Annotated in this window: 12 protein-coding genes; 7 read left to right on the plus strand and 5 right to left on the minus strand. The window is 72.5% G+C overall.

Annotation, left to right across the window (positions count from 1 at the left end; genetic code table 11):
- Positions 1-402 precede the first annotated feature (402 nt).
- The 7 genes from IEZ06_RS17870 to IEZ06_RS17900 all read left to right on the plus strand — a co-directional run bounded on the left by IEZ06_RS17870 (position 403) and on the right by IEZ06_RS17900 (position 9,070).
- A complete protein-coding gene (locus IEZ06_RS17870; RefSeq protein ID WP_189237847.1) occupies positions 403-1,722 on the plus strand; it encodes an ammonium transporter in 1,320 nt (439 codons plus the stop codon).
- Positions 1,719-2,057: a P-II family nitrogen regulator gene (locus IEZ06_RS17875; protein ID WP_068895019.1), complete on the plus strand. Its 339-nt coding sequence runs from the start codon at positions 1,719-1,721 to the stop codon at positions 2,055-2,057. Before IEZ06_RS17870 ends, IEZ06_RS17875 begins: the two co-directional genes overlap by 4 nt.
- 3 nt (positions 2,058-2,060) lie before the next feature.
- On the plus strand, positions 2,061-4,355 hold the full coding sequence (locus IEZ06_RS17880; RefSeq protein ID WP_189237848.1) for a [protein-PII] uridylyltransferase: 2,295 nt from the start codon (positions 2,061-2,063) through the stop codon (positions 4,353-4,355).
- A gap of 221 nt (positions 4,356-4,576) precedes the next feature.
- Positions 4,577-7,636 carry a nitrate- and nitrite sensing domain-containing protein gene (locus IEZ06_RS17885; RefSeq protein WP_189237849.1) on the plus strand — a complete coding sequence of 1,020 codons (3,060 nt, stop codon included), beginning with the start codon at positions 4,577-4,579 and terminating at the stop codon, positions 7,634-7,636.
- Positions 7,633-8,055 carry a roadblock/LC7 domain-containing protein gene (locus IEZ06_RS17890; protein WP_068895025.1) on the plus strand — a complete coding sequence of 141 codons (423 nt, stop codon included), beginning with the start codon at positions 7,633-7,635 and terminating at the stop codon, positions 8,053-8,055. The genes IEZ06_RS17885 and IEZ06_RS17890 overlap by 4 nt, the downstream gene beginning before the upstream one ends.
- A gap of 84 nt (positions 8,056-8,139) precedes the next feature.
- On the plus strand, positions 8,140-8,502 hold the full coding sequence (locus IEZ06_RS17895) for a DUF742 domain-containing protein (RefSeq protein WP_189237850.1): 363 nt from the start codon (positions 8,140-8,142) through the stop codon (positions 8,500-8,502).
- Entirely contained in the window at positions 8,483-9,070 is a 588-nt protein-coding gene (locus IEZ06_RS17900; RefSeq protein ID WP_373293877.1) for a GTP-binding protein, read from the plus strand. Before IEZ06_RS17895 ends, IEZ06_RS17900 begins: the two co-directional genes overlap by 20 nt.
- Before the next feature lie 75 nt (positions 9,071-9,145).
- Here the strand turns inward: IEZ06_RS17900 and betA are convergent, their stop codons facing one another.
- The 5 genes from betA to IEZ06_RS17925 form a co-directional block, all read right to left on the minus strand.
- Positions 9,146-10,774 (minus strand): choline dehydrogenase, encoded by a 1,629-nt coding sequence (gene betA, locus IEZ06_RS17905; RefSeq protein WP_189237851.1) that lies wholly within the window; start codon positions 10,772-10,774, stop codon positions 9,146-9,148.
- Positions 10,771-11,733 carry an ABC transporter substrate-binding protein gene (locus tag IEZ06_RS17910; RefSeq protein ID WP_189237852.1) on the minus strand — a complete coding sequence of 321 codons (963 nt, stop codon included), beginning with the start codon at positions 11,731-11,733 and terminating at the stop codon, positions 10,771-10,773. Before IEZ06_RS17910 ends, betA begins: the two co-directional genes overlap by 4 nt.
- A 73-nt stretch (positions 11,734-11,806) precedes the next feature.
- Positions 11,807-12,799: an ABC transporter substrate-binding protein gene (locus tag IEZ06_RS17915; protein WP_189237853.1), complete on the minus strand. Its 993-nt coding sequence runs from the start codon at positions 12,797-12,799 to the stop codon at positions 11,807-11,809.
- Positions 12,800-12,827: 28 nt separating this feature from the next.
- The gene (locus tag IEZ06_RS17920; protein WP_189237854.1) at positions 12,828-14,840 is read right to left on the minus strand and encodes an ABC transporter permease; all 2,013 of its coding nucleotides are present in this window, start codon (positions 14,838-14,840) and stop codon (positions 12,828-12,830) included.
- A complete protein-coding gene (locus IEZ06_RS17925; protein ID WP_189237855.1) occupies positions 14,837-15,880 on the minus strand; it encodes a quaternary amine ABC transporter ATP-binding protein in 1,044 nt (347 codons plus the stop codon). The genes IEZ06_RS17920 and IEZ06_RS17925 overlap by 4 nt, the downstream gene beginning before the upstream one ends.
- Positions 15,881-16,057: the final 177 nt, after the last annotated feature.

Raw genomic sequence — 16,057 nt, forward strand, 5'->3', positions numbered from 1 at the left:
GAAAAACCACCGCACGAACGGGACCCGGCCGAACCACCGCACGAACGGGACCCGGCCGAACCGCCGCTGAGCAAGGACCCGACCATGTCCGGATGTGGTTCCGGGTGGTTGTCCTTTGGCGTGTGAGCTGTCCGAAACAAGGTCGAAACACCATCCCGGCGGGTTTCACAGATGTGAAACATGCGCGGTCGCGCCCCGAAACGGCGGACGAAGACGCTGTGGCGCACGGAAGGGAAAACCTTGGCGGAACCGGTCGGGACGCGTGAGCGGACCGGGGCCCGCGGGGCGAGGCGGACCCCGTCCGTCAGGTACGTCAGTGCGCGGCCGGTCGACGAAGCCCTGGAAGCGCCCACTGCGACTGCACAACCGGCCACACGCCAATCGGAAGGAGGGTCGCATCAGATGAAGATCGATGGCGGCTCCACTGCCTGGATGCTCATGAGCACCGCGCTCGTACTGCTCATGACGCCGGGCCTCGCGTTCTTCTACGGGGGCATGACCAGGGCCAAGAGCGTCCTCAACATGATGATGATGTCGTGGGTGAGCATCATCGTGGTGACGGTCGCCTGGGTCCTCTACGGACACTCGCTGGCCTTCGACGCGGTCGGCGACGGAAGCGGCGTCATCAACAAGCTCGTCGGCGGCCTCGACAACCTCGGGCTGAGCGGGCTCGTCGACACGGCGACCAAGGACGACGGCACGGGCATGCCCAGCCTCGTCTTCTCCGCCTTCCAGATGACCTTCGCGATCATCACGGTCGCGCTGATCAGCGGTGCGCTCGCCGACCGGGTGAAGTTCGGCGCCTGGGTGGTCTTCGCGCTCGTCTGGGCGACCCTCGTCTACTTCCCGGTGGCCCACTGGGTCTGGGGCGGCGGCTGGCTGAGCAACCTCGGCATCGAGGACTTCGCCGGCGGCACGGTCGTGCACATCAACGCCGGCGCCGCGGCCCTGGCGGTCGCGCTGGTCATCGGCAAGCGCGTCGGGTGGCGCAAGGACCCGATGCGCCCGCACAACCTCACGCTCGTCCTGCTCGGCGCGGGCCTGCTCTGGTTCGGCTGGTTCGGCTTCAACGCGGGCTCCGAGCTCGCCGTGGACGGCACCACCGGCCTGGCGTTCATGAACACCCAGATCGCCACCGCGGTGGCGGCCGGCGCCTGGCTCCTGGTCGAGAAGCTCCGCGACGGTCACTCCACCACCCTCGGCGTCGCCTCCGGCGCGGTGGCCGGCCTGGTCGCGATCACCCCGGCCTGCGGCTTCGTCGACCCCTGGGCCGCGTTCGTCATCGGCGCGCTCGCCGGTGTCGCCTGCGCCTACGGAGTCGGCCTGAAGTACCGGCTCGGCTACGACGACTCGCTCGACGTGGTCGGCGTGCACATGGTCGGCGGTGTCGTCGGCGCGGTGGCGCTGGGCTTCGTCGCCGCCTACCCGTTCGCCGACGGCCAGGAGAAGGGCCTGCTCTACGGCGGCCCGATCTCCCAGCTCGGGGTGCAGGTGCTCGGCCCGGTCGCGGTCGGCGCCTACTCCTTCGTCATCTCGTGGATCATCGCGAAGGTGATCGACAAGACGATGGGCTTCCGGATCTCCGCCGAGGACGAGGTCGCGGGCATCGACATCACCACCCACGCCGAGACCGGCTACGACCTCGGCACCGTCCACTCCTCCGGGGTGGCGTCCCCCAACGGCCCGGCCGTGGTCCCGGCGGCCAAGAAGGTGGAAGCATGAGACTCATCACCGCGGTCATCAAGCCCTTCAAGCTCGACGACGTGAAGGCGGCCCTGGAGCAGTTCGGCGTCAAGGGCATGACGGTCAGCGAGGCCAGCGGCTACGGCCGCCAGCGCGGGCACACCGAGGTCTACCGGGGTGCCGAGTACCAGGTGGACCTGGTGCCCAAGGTCCGGCTGGAGGTGCTCGCCGAGGAGGAGGACGCCGAGGACGTGATCGACGTCATCGTCAAGGCGGCGCAGACCGGCAAGATCGGTGACGGCAAGGTCTGGTCCGTCCCGGTGGACACCGTCGTCCGGGTCCGCACCGGCGAGCGCGGCCCTGAGGCGCTCTGACCGGTGAGAGGCGAGACTCGCTCGTACGCCGCGGCCCGCAGGGAGCGGGCCGCGGACGTCGACCGCTGGCTGACGGACCTGCTCCGCACCGCCTGCGGCACGCCGTACGGGCGTCCCGGGAGGGGGCCGGATCCCAAGGACGGCAGGAACGGCGACGAGCGCGGCGCCCCGGGCGGGGTCGCGCTCGTCGCGGTCGGGAGCCTGGGCCGCTCGGAGCTGGCCCCGGGCAGCGACCTCGACCTGGTCCTGCTGCACGACGGGCGCGACGACATCGCCCGTGTCGCCGACCGGATCTGGTATCCGGTCTGGGACTCCGGGGTCCGCCTCGACCACTCGGTCCGGACCGTGGAGGAGGCGGCCAAGGTCGCCCGGGAGGACCTCAAGGCGGTGCTCGGGCTGATCCAGGCCCGGCACGTGGCCGGGGACCCCGAGCTGACGCGCGCGGCGCGCGAGACCGTGCTCTCCGAGTGGCGGGCGGACTCCCGGCGCCGCCTGGGCGAGCTGCGCGAGGCCGCGGACCGGCGGACGGAGACCAGCGGGGAGCTCGCCTTCCTGCTCGAGCCCGACCTGCGCGACGCGCACGGCGGGCTCCGCGACGTCCAGGCGATGCAGGCCGTGGCCGCCGCCTGGGTCGCCTCGGCCCCGGGCCCCCGGGTCCGCGAGGCCTACGAGCTCCTGCTCGACGTCCGGCACGGCCTGCACCTGGTGACGGCGCGCGGCACCGACCGGCTCGTCCTGCAGGAGCAGGACGCGGTCGCCGGGATGCTGGGCCTGCTCGACGCCGAGGCGCTCATGCGCAGGCTCGCCGAGGCGGGCCGGACGATCGCGCACGCCTTCGACGGCACCTGGCGCACCGTGGACCGGCTGCTGTCGGGGCCCGCGCCGCGGGGGCGCCGGCCGCTCGCCGACGGCGTCGTCGAGCACGGCGGGGAGGTCGTGCTCGCCCGCGGGGCCGATCCGCGCAAGGACCCCGTGCTCGTGCTCCGCGCGGCCGCCGCCGCCGCCGAGGCGGGGCTGCCGCTCGCCCCGGCCACCGTGGCCGCGCTGGCCGCCCAGTCCCCGCCGCTCCCGGTGCCCTGGCCGGACGAGGCCCGCGACGCGCTGGTGGCGCTGCTCGGCGCCGGGCGCGCGGCCGTGCCGGTCTGGGAGGAGCTGGACCAAGCCGGGGTGCTGGTCCGGCTGCTGCCCGACTGGGAGCGGGTGCGGCACCGCCCGCAGCGCAACCCCGTGCACCGCTACACGGTCGACCGCCACCTGATCGAGACCGCGGCCGGGGCCGCCGCGTCCACCCGTGAGGTCTCCCGGCCGGACCTGCTGCTCATCTGCGCGCTCCTGCACGACATCGGCAAGGGCTATCCCGGCGACCACTCCGACACCGGCGCGGTCGTCGCCCGCGACATCGGCGCCCGGATGGGGCTGCCCCCGGCGGACGTGGAGATCCTGGAGAGGGTGGTCCGCCACCACCTGCTGCTGCCCGAGACCGCCACCCGGCGCGACCTGGACGACCCGGTGACGATCTCCCGGGTGGCCGAGGCGGTCGGCTCGCGCGAGGTGCTGGAGCTGCTCGCCGCCCTGGCCGCGGCCGACGGCAACGCCACCGGGCCCGCCGCGTGGAACGCCTGGAAGGCCTCACTGGTCACGGACCTGGTGCGGCGGGTGCGCTCGGTGCTGTCCGGGACCCCGCCGCGGCCCGCGCCCTCCCTCTCCGCCGGGCAGGCGGCCCTGGCCAGGCACGGCGGGGGGGCGGTCCGGGTCAACGGCGGGGCGGTCACCGTGGTCGCCCCCGACCGGTCGGGGCTGCTCTGGAGCGCGGCCGGGGTGCTCGCCGCGCACCGGATGGTGGTCCGCGCCGCCTCGGCGGCCTCGGCGGGGTCCACCGCCGTGATCGAGTTCTCGGTGGTCCCGGAGTACGGCTCGCCGCCCGACCCGGCGACGCTGGAGGCCGACCTGCGGCTCGTCCTGGCCGGCCGGCTCGACATCGAGGAGCGTCTGGCCCGCCGTACCCGCTCGCTGAGACCGGCCCGGGTGCCGGTCGCGCCGCCCCGGGTCACCCTCGTGGACGACGCGTCCACCACGGCGACCGTCGTGGAAGTACGCGCTCATGACCGTCCGGGGCTATTGTGGCGGATTGGTAGAGCATTTGGTGAGTGTGGTCTTGACGTGCGCGCTGCGCGTGTGGAGACTCTCGGCGCAGAGGCGGTGGACGTCTTCTACGTGGTTGACAGGGCTGGACGTCCTCTGACGGACCGGGCCCAGCGTGCGCAGGTACGGGATCAGGTCCTCAGCGCTCTGAGATAACCATCGGAAATCAGTCTTTCGTCGCATCCGTAACGATTAAGTCCGTTTTGTCGGATATGTCGCTTCTGTCCCGTGGGTCTATGGTCTGATGATGGCCACTTGTGTCGTGATGGTGAAGGGTAGCTAGAGCGGTGACGACGGGACCTACCGATAGCGAGACCGCATCGGTGCGCGACCGCGGCAAGCGGCCTGCCGCCCGATTCGGTTTGCGAAACTGGCGCGTGCGAACGCGTCTCACGGCGCTGATCCTGGTGCCGACCGCGGTGGGCGTGCTGCTCGCCGGAGCGCGCGTGGCCGCCTCCGTCGAGGGTGTCACCGTGCACCAGCGCACGGCGGCCGCGGCGGAATACTCCGGCCGGCTGCGCGACCTCGCGCAGGCCATCGGCCTGGAACGTGACCGAGGGGCCTGGGCGGCGTTCCAGCCTGCGAACAAGGGACTGGAGAGCAGTTTCACCACCCAGCGGAAGGTGGTCGACGATCTGCTGCTGGAGGTCCGGAGGGACCTGCGGGCGATCGACGACTCCTACGGCCCCCGAGCGGTCAAGGCCGCCCGTGACGCCGCGTACCAGCTCGACAGCCTCGGCAAGACCCGTGAGCTGCCCGGCACGGCCCGGGCCGAGCGCTACGTCTTCCTGATCAACCCGCTGCTCCAGCTGCACGAGGAGCTCACGCTGGTCAGCGACGACCCGGAGATCATCGGCAACACCCGGGGACTCAGCGCGCTGGCCTACGCCAAGGAGGAGGTCTCCCGGCAGCGGGCCCGCCTGCTGGCCGGGTACTACGCGCCCGCGCTGATCAACGCGCAGCAGGTCGAGGAGTTCATCGCCTCACGGTCGCGGCTGGAGGAGCGCAAGGCCGAGTTCGCCATCGAGTCGGGCGCCGAGAACGGCCAGCTCCTCAGCACCCAGCTGGTCGACGAGCGGGTGCACCGCGCCGAGCTGACGAAGTCCAAGGCGATCGCGCTGGCGGGCAGGCCGAACGCCTCCGGGCGCCTGCTGAGCGACCTGACCGAGGTCAAGCAGTGGTTCGGGGACAACACCGAGGTCCTCAACCGGATGAAGAAGGTCGAGACCAAGGTCGCCGGTGACGTGATCACCCGGGCCCGGGAGCTGGAGGACTCCGAGCAGCGCGCCGCGATCATCGCGGCCGGTCTGATCCTGACCCTGCTCCTGCTGGTCCTCGGCCTCACCGTCCTCATCGCGCGCTCGATGGTCCTGCCGCTGCGCCGCCTCCGGGTCGAGGCGCTGGACGTCGCGGGCAACCGGCTCCCCGACGTGGTGCGCAAGCTCCGGATCTCCGGAGAGACCCAGACCCCCGAGGTCGAGCCCATCTCGGTCGACAGCAGGGACGAGATCGGCGAGGTCGCCAAGGCCTTCGACGAGGTCCACCGCCAGGCCGTACGGCTCGCGGCGGAGGAGTCCGAGCTCCGGTCCAACATCAGCGCGATGTTCGTCAACCTCTCGCGGCGGACCCAGACCCTGGTGGAGCGGCAGATCTCGCTCATCGACGGTCTGGAGAAGGGCGAGCAGGACGGCGGCCGGCTGGGCGACCTGTTCAAGCTCGACCACCTGGCCACCCGCATGCGCCGCAACTCCGAGAACCTCCTGGTCCTCGCCGGCCACGAGCCGACCCGCAGGCGCAGCCAGCCGGCCAAGCTCGTCGACGTCGTCCGCGCCTCCCTGTCGGAGGTCGAGGACTACGAGCGGGTCCAGGTCAAGGTGCACCGTGCGATCTCGGTCGCCGGAAGCGCCGCCAACGACATCGTCCACCTGGTGGCCGAGCTGGTGGAGAACGCCATCCAGTTCTCCCCCCGGGCCAGCCAGGTCGTCGTCTCCAGCAGCATGATCGAGGGCGGCGGCGCGCTGCTCGCGGTCAGCGACGCGGGCATCGGCATGACCGCCGAGGAACTCGTCGAGACCAACCGGCGGCTGGCCGACCCGCCCGTCGTGGACGTGTCGGTGTCGCGGCGGATGGGCCTGTTCGTGGTCGGCCGCCTGGCCCTGCGCCACGGCATCCGCGTCCAGCTCCGCCCGCAGGAGACCGGTGGTCTCATCGCCATGGTCCTCTTCCCGCCGGAGCTCGTCGTCGAGGCGGCGAATCCGGTCCCGGCCGCTTCGTGGGGGTCGGAGTCGCTCACCTCGCAGAGCTCGTTCGGCCAGGCGTCGCTGGGCGCGAACCCGTTCAGCCAGGCGGCCCTGAGCCAGGGCTCGTTCGGCCAGGCGTCGATGGACCAGGGCCAGGCGCCCGCGGGCCAGAACCCCTTCGGCCAGATCCCCGGCCAGGGCGCGTACGGCCAGGCATCCATGGACCGGTCGGTGGACCGGGGCTCGTTCGGCCAGGCGTCGATGGACCAGCAGGCGGACCGGGGCCCGTTCGGCCAGGGCTCCGCGGACCAGGGCTCGTTCGGCCAGGGCTCCGCGGACCAGGGCTCGTTCGGCCGGCCTCCCGCGCCGCAGGCTCCGCCGTTCGGCTCCGCCGACCAGCCGCTCCCCGAGCGGCGGCCGGCGCAGGCGGCCCCCTTCGGCGCCCCGCCGCAGAGCACCGAGGCGCCCCTGCCGAAGCGCCAGGTCGGCGCGTCGAACGGCAACGGAGCCTCCGCGGGCGGCGGGGACGGCGCCGCGGGCGCGTTCTCGGCGTGGGGGCAGGCCTCCCATGACGACCCCGTCACCGCCTCGATGCCGGCGGTCGGGGTCTCCCCGCTCGAACCCGAGCAGGAGGAGTTCCTGCCGATCTTCGCCTCGGTCGAGTCGGCCTGGTTCCGCAGGGCCGACGGCCCCGTGGAGCCCGAGGACGCCGAGGGCGTCGAGGGCGTCGAGGACGCCGGGCGTCCGGACGGGGCGGAGCAGCACGTCGAGGCCGCCCCTCCCGCCGTGGAGCGCGTGCCCGAGGCCGCACCGGCTCCCGAACCGGTGTCCGCACCGGTCAGGGAGGCGGTTCCCGCATCGGTCCAGGGCCCGGCCGTCACCCCGCTCCGGCGGACGATCCCGGCCCGCCAGCCGGAGAACTGGCAGACTCCGGCGGACGCGGGTTGGCAGGCCGCCCAGGCGGCCAGCGACCCCAGCCTCGGCGGGATCACCGCCGCGGGCCTGCCCAAGCGGACCCCCAAGGCCAACCTGGTGCCGGGTGCCGCGGCCAGCGCACCGTCGACGCCGATGCCCCCGATCTCGCCAGAGCGGGTGCGGAACAGGTTGTCGAGCTTCCAGCAGGGCGTGCGGCGGGGCCGTGCGGAACTATATGAGGACACCGCCCAGAACGTGGCGGAAAAGGAGGAGGGCCAGTGACTACTCTGAGCCATGAGGCCCGCAGGTTCGACTGGCTGATCACCGAGTTCGTCCGGGGCACCCCAGGTGTCGCGCACGCGGTGGTCGTGTCGGCCGACGGTCTGCGGATCGCCAGCTCCGAGGGGTTCCCGGACGACCGGGCCGACCAGCTCGCCGCCGTGGCCGCCGGGCTGCTCAGCCTGACCGTGGGCGCGTCCCGCGTGTTCGAGGGCGGCGCGGTCACCCAGACGGTGGTCGAGATGGAGCGCGGGCTGCTGCTGGTCATGGCGATCAGCGACGGTTCCGTGCTCGCCGTGCTGGCCTCGCCCGAGTGCGACATGGGTCTGGTGGCCTACCAGATGACCCTGCTCGTCGACCGGGCCGGCCAGGTCCTCACGCCGGCGATCCGGGCCGAGCTGCAGTCCTCGCGGGGGCGCTGATGACCGGGTCGGCACACACTCGGCGAGCCGGGAGCGCGCGGACCGCCCGTCCGTCCGCCCCGGCGTCCGCACCTGGAGAGGGCCGTGCTGGGCGTTGACGGAACCGGGGACGAGGAGCCCCTGTTCCGTCCGTACGCGGTGACCGGCGGTCGCGCCGAGCCGCGCTATCACATGGCGATGGAGACCCTGGTCTCCTCCTCCCCCATCATGGACGAGGAGCTGGCCCTGCTCACCCCCGAGCAGGACGCCATCATGAGGCTCTGCCGCTCGTTCCGGTCGGTCGCCGAGATCTCGGCGCTGCTCCGGGTCCCGCTCGGCGTGGCCCGCGTACTGGTGGCGGACATGGCGGACGAAGGTCTCGTCCGCCTCCACCAGCCACGTCTCGACCAGGGACAACCGGATCTCAACATGCTCGAAAGGGTGCTCAGTGGACTTCGCAGGCTCTAACCGCGGCGGCCTGACATCGACGAAGATCGTCGTAGCGGGCGGGTTCGGCGTCGGCAAGACCACGTTCGTGGGCGCCGTCTCGGAGATCCTCCCGCTGACCACGGAAGCGGTCATGACGGAGGCGAGCGCGGGCGTCGACGACCTGGGTCTCACGCCGACCAAGTCGACCACCACGGTCGCCATGGACTTCGGCCGCCTGTCCCTGGACCAGGACCTGATCCTGTACCTGTTCGGCACGCCCGGGCAGCACCGGTTCTGGTTCATGTGGGACGACCTGGTCCGCGGCGCCATCGGCGCGGTGGTCCTGATCGACACCCGCCGTCTGGCCGACGGCTTCCCGGCGATCGACTACTTCGAGGAGGCCAAGCTCCCCTTCGTGGTCGGCATCAACGGCTGGGAGGGGCAGTTCCCGCACTCGGAGGACGAGGTGCGCGAGGCCCTGGCGCTCGCCCCGCACGTCCCCATCGTGCGCACCGACGCCCGCTCCCGCGACTCGGTGAAGAGCACGCTCATCACGCTGGTCGAGCACGTCCTGCGGGTGCGCGCCGCCTACGGCATGTCGGTCTGACGGTCTCAAGGCCCCGGCCGGTACGGCTCCCGCGGGAGCCGTACCGGCTTTCGGGCGTCTCCGGGCGCCGGGGGCTCAGCCGCCGTGGCGGTGGAACCCCACGGGCTCGGGCGGCAGCGGGGTGGCGCCGGTGATCAGGTCGGCGGCCTTCTCGGCGAGCATCATCACCGGGGCGTAGATGTTGCCGTTGGTGATGTACGGCATGGCCGAGGCGTCCACCACGCGCAGGCCCTCCACCCCGTGGACCCGCATCGTCGCCGGGTCCACCACGGACATCTCGTCGGTGCCCATCCGGCAGGTGCACGAGGGGTGCAGGGCGGTCTCGCCGTCGCGGGCGACCCAGTCGAGGACCTGCTCGTCGCTCTGCACGGCCGGTCCGGGGGAGATCTCGCCCCCGTCGAAGGGGGCGAAGGCCGGCTGGGAGAGGATCTCCCGGGCCTTGCGGACCGCCTCGACCCACTCGCGGCGGTCGGCGGCGGTGGACAGGTAGTTGAACCGGAGGGCGGGCTTGACGCGGGGGTCGGCGGACCTGATCCGCACGCTGCCGCGCGCGTCGGAGTACATCGGGCCGACGTGGACCTGGTAGCCGTGGCCGGTCGCCGGGGCCGAGCCGTCGTAGCGGATCGCGATCGGCAGGAAGTGGAACATCAGGTTCGGGTAGGCGACGTCGTCGTTGGAGCGGATGAACCCGCCGGCCTCGAAATGGTTGCTCGCGCCCGGTCCCGAGCGGCGCAGCAGCCAGTCCGCGCCGATGAGCGGCCGCCGCCACCAGGCCAGGGCCGGAGCCATGGAGACGGGCCGGACGCAGGCGTGCTGGATGTAGACCTCCAGGTGGTCCTGGAGGTTCTCGCCCACGCCCGGCAGGTGGTGCACGACCTCGATGCCCAGCCCCTTCAGCAGTCCGGCGTCGCCCACGCCGGACAGCTGGAGCAGCTGCGGGGAGTTGACCGCCCCGCCGCACAGGATCACCTCGCCCGCGCGGACCCGCTTGCCGTCGAACTCCACGCCGACCGCCCGGCGGCCCCGGAAGACGACCTTCGAGACGTGGGCGCGGGTCCGCACGGTGAGGTTGGGGCGGTCCAGCACCGGGTGCAGGTAGGCGCGGGCGGCGCTCAGCCGGCGGCCGCGGTGCAGGTTGCGGTCGAAGGCGGCGAAGCCCTCCTGGCGGTGGCCGTTCACGTCGTCGGTGAGCGGGTGGCCCGCCTGCCGTACCGCCTCGAAGAACGCGTCGTACAGCGGGCCCTGCGCCGGGCCGCGCTCCAGGACGAGCGGGCCGTCGTGCCCGCGGAACGGGGTCCCGGGGTCGGCCAGGCAGTTCTCCATGCGCTTGAAGTACGGCAGGCAGTGGGCGTAGTCCCAGTCCTCCATCCCGGGGTCGGCCGCCCACCGCTCGTAGTCCAGCGGGTTGCCGCGCTGGAAGATCATGCCGTTGATGCTGCTGGAGCCGCCGAGGACCTTGCCGCGGGCGTGGTGGACGCGGCGGCCGTGCATGTGCGGTTCGGGTTCGGACTCGTAGCGCCAGTCGTAGAAGCGGCTGCCGATGGGGAACATCAGCGCGGCCGGCATGTGGATGAACACGTCCCACCGGTGGTCGGGACGGCCCGCCTCCAGGACCAGCACGCGCACCGACGGGTCGGCGCTCAGCCGGTTCGCCAGGGCGGAGCCGGCCGAGCCGCCGCCGACGATGACGTAGTCGTAGCTCACCGCGGCATCCAGTCCTTCCAGACGATCCTGTTGGCGTCGACCCAGGCGCGGGCCGCCTCCTCGGCGGACATGCCGCCCTCGGTCATGTCCCGGGCCACGGCGTTCTGGTGCGCGTTGGTCCAGGAGAAGTTCCGGACCAGCTCGTAGGCCCTGCCGCCGGTGTCGGCGAACCGCCTGCTGACGATTTTGTCGAGCAGATAGGGCGGATAGTCGCAGGCGACCTTTTCGGCGTCGGCGTCGCAGCCGATCGCATAGGGGGGGAGATCGACCTTGACCAGTTTCACCTGGGTGAACAGCCACTGCGGTTCGTAGAAGTACATCAGCAGCGGTTCGCGCCGCTCGGTCGCGCGGCGGGCGGCCTTTATCAGGGCGTCCTCGCTGCCCGAGTAGACGACCTTGTAGTCGAGCCCGAGATTGCGCACCAGGGCCTCGTCGTTGGTGACGTAGGACGGGTCCCCGTCGAGGATCTGCCCCAGGTTCCCCGTTTTCGCGGTCCGGAAGAGCGGCGCGTACTTGTTGAGATTCCGCCAGTCCGTGATGTCGGGGTGTTCCTCGGCCATCCACTGCGGGACGTACCAGCCGATGATGCCCTTGTTGCCGTTCCGGCCGGCGGAGACCGCGACCTTCTTCTCCTCGATGTAGGTCTTCTTCTCCGCCTCCCGGCCCCAGTTCTCGACGATGACGTCGACCGTGCCCTTCTCGAAGGCCTCCCACGACTGCGCCTCGGTCAGCTCCACCTCCTGAACCTCGTAGCCGAGCTCGCGCTTGAGCAGCAGCGCCAGGACCGCGGCGCTGGCCCGGTAGCCGGCCCAGTCGTTGATCGCGATCCGTACGGTGCCGCCGGTCCGCTCCGGGGCGGGCTCCTGCGCGCTGCACGAGGTGAGCAGGAGCAGCACCGCGAGCCCGGCGGCGGGAACCCTGCTCCGTCGCCCGCCCGGCGGGACGTTCCTGCGTCTCATGTCGAACCTCATGTCGACCTCCGCGACTCGGGCCCGGCGGGGCGGCGGGACCGCTCCGCCGGGCCGGACCCGCCTACTGCGGGATCCAGGCGGCCCAGACCGACGGGTTGGCCTCGACCCACTTCTTCGCCGCCTCCTCGGCGGACATGCCGTTGCCGATGATGTCGTTGGCGACGGCGTTCTGGTGCTCGTTGGTCCAGGAGAAGTTCTTGACCAGCTCATAGGCCCTGCCGCCGGTGTCGGCGAACCTCTTGCTCACGATCTTGTCGAGGTCCAGCTCGGCGTAGTCGCAGGCGACCTTCTTGGGGTCGGCGTCGCAGCCCTCGGTGTACGGGGGCAGGTTCACCCGGGCCAGCTCGACCTTGCTGAACAGCCAGTGCGGGTCCCAGAAGTAGAACAGCAGCGGCTTCTTCTGCCGCTGCGCCTGGGTGGCGGACTCGATCAGCGCCGCCTCGCTGCCGCCGACGACCACCTTGTAGTCCAGCTTGAGGTTCTTGATGATCGCCTCCTCGTTGCTCACGTAGGAGGGGTCGCCGAAGAGCAGCTGGCCCTTGCCGCCCGACTCCGGGGTCTTGAACAGGCGGGCGTACTTGTTCAGGTTCCTGTAGTCGGTGATGCCGGGGTACTCGTCGGCCATCCACTTGGGGATGTACCAGCCGATGACGCCCTTGTTGCCGGTGGAGCCCGCCTCGACGGCGACCTTCTTCTCCTCGATGAAGGTCTTCTTCAGGTCCTCGTGGCCCCAGTTCTCCACGATGACGTCGACGTCGCCGGTCTCGAAGCCCTCCCAGGAGACCTGCTCGGCGAGCTCCTTCTTCTCGACCGTGTAGCCGAGCTCCTTCTCCAGCAGGTGGGCGATGACCGCGGCGCTGGCCTCGTAGCCCGCCCACGGGTTGACGGCGATCCTCACGGTGCCGCCCGCGGCGGGCGCCGACGATCCCGCCGCGCCCGCGGACGGCTGCGCCGGACCGGCGCCGGTCTCCACGGTGGCCCCGCCGCAACCCGCCGCGGCGAGCCCGAGTGCGAGCACACCGGCGAGCAGCCGGATCCTGGTTCCGATCCTCATGCGATCCTCTTCTTCTTCCAGGTTCTCTTCAGGTGGACGTGCGGGTGAGCGGGCGCCGGCCGGCGCCCTGGGTGATCCGGTCGAGCGCGATCCCGAGCAGCACCGTGGCCACCCCGGCGGCGAAGCCCATGCCGAAGTCGGAGCGCTGGGAGAACCCGGAGACGACGTCGTAGCCGAGCCCGCCCGCGCCGACCAGCCCGCCGACCACGACCATGGCGAGCGTCATGACGATGCCCTGGTTGGCGGCGAGCAGGAGGGCGGGCCGGGCCATCGGGAGCCGCACCTTCCACAGCAGCTGCCGCCCGGTGGAACCGCAGGACAGCGCGGCCTCGACCGCGGCCGGAGCCACGTTGCGGACGCCCTCCTCGACCAGGCGGGCGACCGCGGGCACCGCGTAGACCACCGAGGCGGAGATCGCGGTGAACCGGGTCGCGCCGAACAGCGCCAGCGCGGGCAGCAGGTAGACGAAGGCGGGCAGGGTCTGCGCGGCGTCGAGCAGCGGCCGCTGCACGGCGGCGAACCGGGACGAGCGGGCCGCCGCCACGCCGAGCACCAGGCCGGCGAGCAGGGTCAGCGCCACTGCCACCAGCACGGTGGTGAGCGTCTCCATGGTGTGCTGCCAGAGCCCCAGCAGGGCCGTGGCGAGCAGGCAGCCCGTGGCGACGGCCGCGGGCCGGGGTCCGCCGGTGCGCCAGCCGATCGCGAGCGCGACCGCCGCGACCAGCCACCAGGGCGCCTCGGTGAGCACGGTCTGCAGCGGGTTGAGCAGCCCCTCGGTGACGGCGCCCCCGACCGCCTGGGTCAGGTCGTACCAGGAGGTCTTCGCCCGGTCCACGGCCTCGTTCACCGGGCCGGCGAAGTCGAGCGCCCACGCGCCGGGGAACTCCGCGGGCAGCACGCGGCCCAGCAGGATCCCGGTGACCGCCAGCGCGCCCGCGGCCGCCCGCCGCACCCGGGCGCGGCGGGCGGCCGCCCCGGGTTCCAGGGCGTCCTCGTACGGCGGGCGCGCCGCGGCCATGACCACCCGGTCGAGCACGACCGCCATGGCGACGATGGCCAGGCCCGCCGGGAGCATCAGGCCCACGTCCGCCCGCGACAGGCCCCGGATGACGTCCGAGCCGAGCCCCGGGGCGGCGATCAGCGCCGCGATCACCACCATGGACAGCGCCATCATGATGGTCTGGCCGGCCGCCAGGCCGATGGTGCCGCGGGCCAGCGGGAGGCGGACCCCGCGCAGGGTCTGCGCGCGCGTCGCGCCCAGCGACTCCGAGGCCTCCACCGCGGCGGGGGAGACCTGCTCGACCGCGAGCGCGGTGATCCGGATCGCCGGGGGGATCGCGTAGACCATCGTGGCGACGGTGGCGGCGGCCGGGCCGATCTGGAAGAGCAGCACCATCGGCGCGAGGTAGGCGAACGTCGGCATGATCTGCATGACGTCGAGGAGGGGGGTGAGCAGGCGGCGCAGCCGCGGCGACAGGCCCGCCCAGACCCCCAGGGGCAGGCCGACCGCCAGGGAGAGCAGGACGGCCGCGAGCACGAGCGCGAGCGTGTCGACGCTCGCCTGCCACACCCCCAGCACCCCGAACGCACCGAACCCGGCCACGGCGAGCAGCCCGGTGCGCGCGCCGCCCGCGAGCCAGCCGAGCGCGCCCGCGCACCCGGTCAGACCGGTCCAGCCCAGGCCGTGCAGGACCAGGTGGAGCAGGTCGTGGACGCCGCCGACGCCGAGCCGTACGTAGTTGACGAGGAACAGGAAGAGCGGGCTCCGGTTGCGCTCGGCGTCCGCCCAGGCCCGCAGGTCGGCGACGATCCGGAACGGGGCGGCGTCGTCGTCGTGGGGGAGGGTCGCGGTGCCCTGGAAGGCGGCGTAGGCGGCGTAGGCGGCGACCGCCAGGACCGCCGCGGCGAGCGCCGGCGTCCAGCGGGGCAACCGTACGGCGCCGCGGCGGGCGGCGGGCGGGGCCGCGGACGCGGTCCGGCCCGAGGGCGGCCCTGTCGGCGGCCCGGCCGGCTCGGCCGCCCCGACCGTCCCGGAGCTCACGAGGCGGCTCCGGACAGGCCCGCCAGGGCGGACAGGACGTCGCGCCGGTCGACCACGCCGATCGGCCGGCCGTCCTGGACGACGCGGACCGGCAGGTCGGAGTGGAGTACGGCGGGCACCGCGTCGCGGATGACCGTCCCGGCGGGGAGCGCGGTCTCGCCGGGCCGCTCGCCGTCGGCGGGGTCGCGGCAGATCCAGCGGAGCGACAGGACGTCGCCGCGGGGGACGTCCCTGACGAAGTCGGCCACGTACTCGTCGGCGGGGGAGCCGACCAGTTCCTCGGCGGTGCCGGTCTGGACGATCGCGCCCGCGCGCATGACGGCGATGCGCTCGCCCAGTTTGAGGGCCTCGGACAGGTCGTGGGTGATGAACAGCATGGTGGTGCCGACCTCGCGGTGCAGGCGGACGACCTCGGCCTGCATGTCGCGGCGGATCAGCGGGTCGAGCGCGCTGAACGGTTCGTCGAGGAGCAGCACCTGCGGGCCGGTGGCCAGGGCGCGGGCCAGGCCGACCCGCTGCTGCATGCCGCCGGAGAGCCGGTCGGGCAGGGTCTCGGCGAAGCCGTCCAGGCCGACCAGGGTGAGCATCTCCCGCGCCCGCTCGTGCCTTCTCGCGCGGGGGACGCCCTGGATCTCCAGGCCGTAGGCGACGTTGTCGAGGACGCTGCGGTGCGGCAGGAGGCCGAAGTGCTGGAAGACCATGCTGACCCGGTGCCGGCGCAGGTCCCGGAGCCGGGCGGGGGAGGCGGCGCGCACGTCCTCGCCGGCGATGGAGATCTCCCCGGCGGTCGGCTCGACCAGCCGGGTGAGGCAGCGGACCAGGGTGGACTTGCCGCTGCCCGACAGGCCCATCACGACGAACACCTCGCCGGGCCGCACCGTGAAGCCGACGTCCCGGACGGCGGCGACGCAGCCGGTCCTCTCCCGGAGCGCCGCGGGGTCCAGCCCGGCGTCGGGACCGCCGAGGACGCGGTCCGCCCGGGGGCCGAAGATCTTCCACAGGCCACGAACCTCGATCGCGGCGCCGTCGGGTGAGGCCACTTTCTCCTCCAAAGCTCACCGCTCCGATGCGGATGAGGCTAGGGGCGCAAGGGGTCACGATATGGCGGAAATGTCAGGAATAACAATGCCGTGATCTTCTGGAGACGCTCGTGCTTCTGATGCGTTATCCCGGACTCCATGTTTTGGAACGATACAAACAACCATATCGGTATGACA

This window comes from Planomonospora antibiotica, assembly GCF_014647955.1.
Classification (GTDB): domain Bacteria; phylum Actinomycetota; class Actinomycetes; order Streptosporangiales; family Streptosporangiaceae; genus Planomonospora; species Planomonospora parontospora.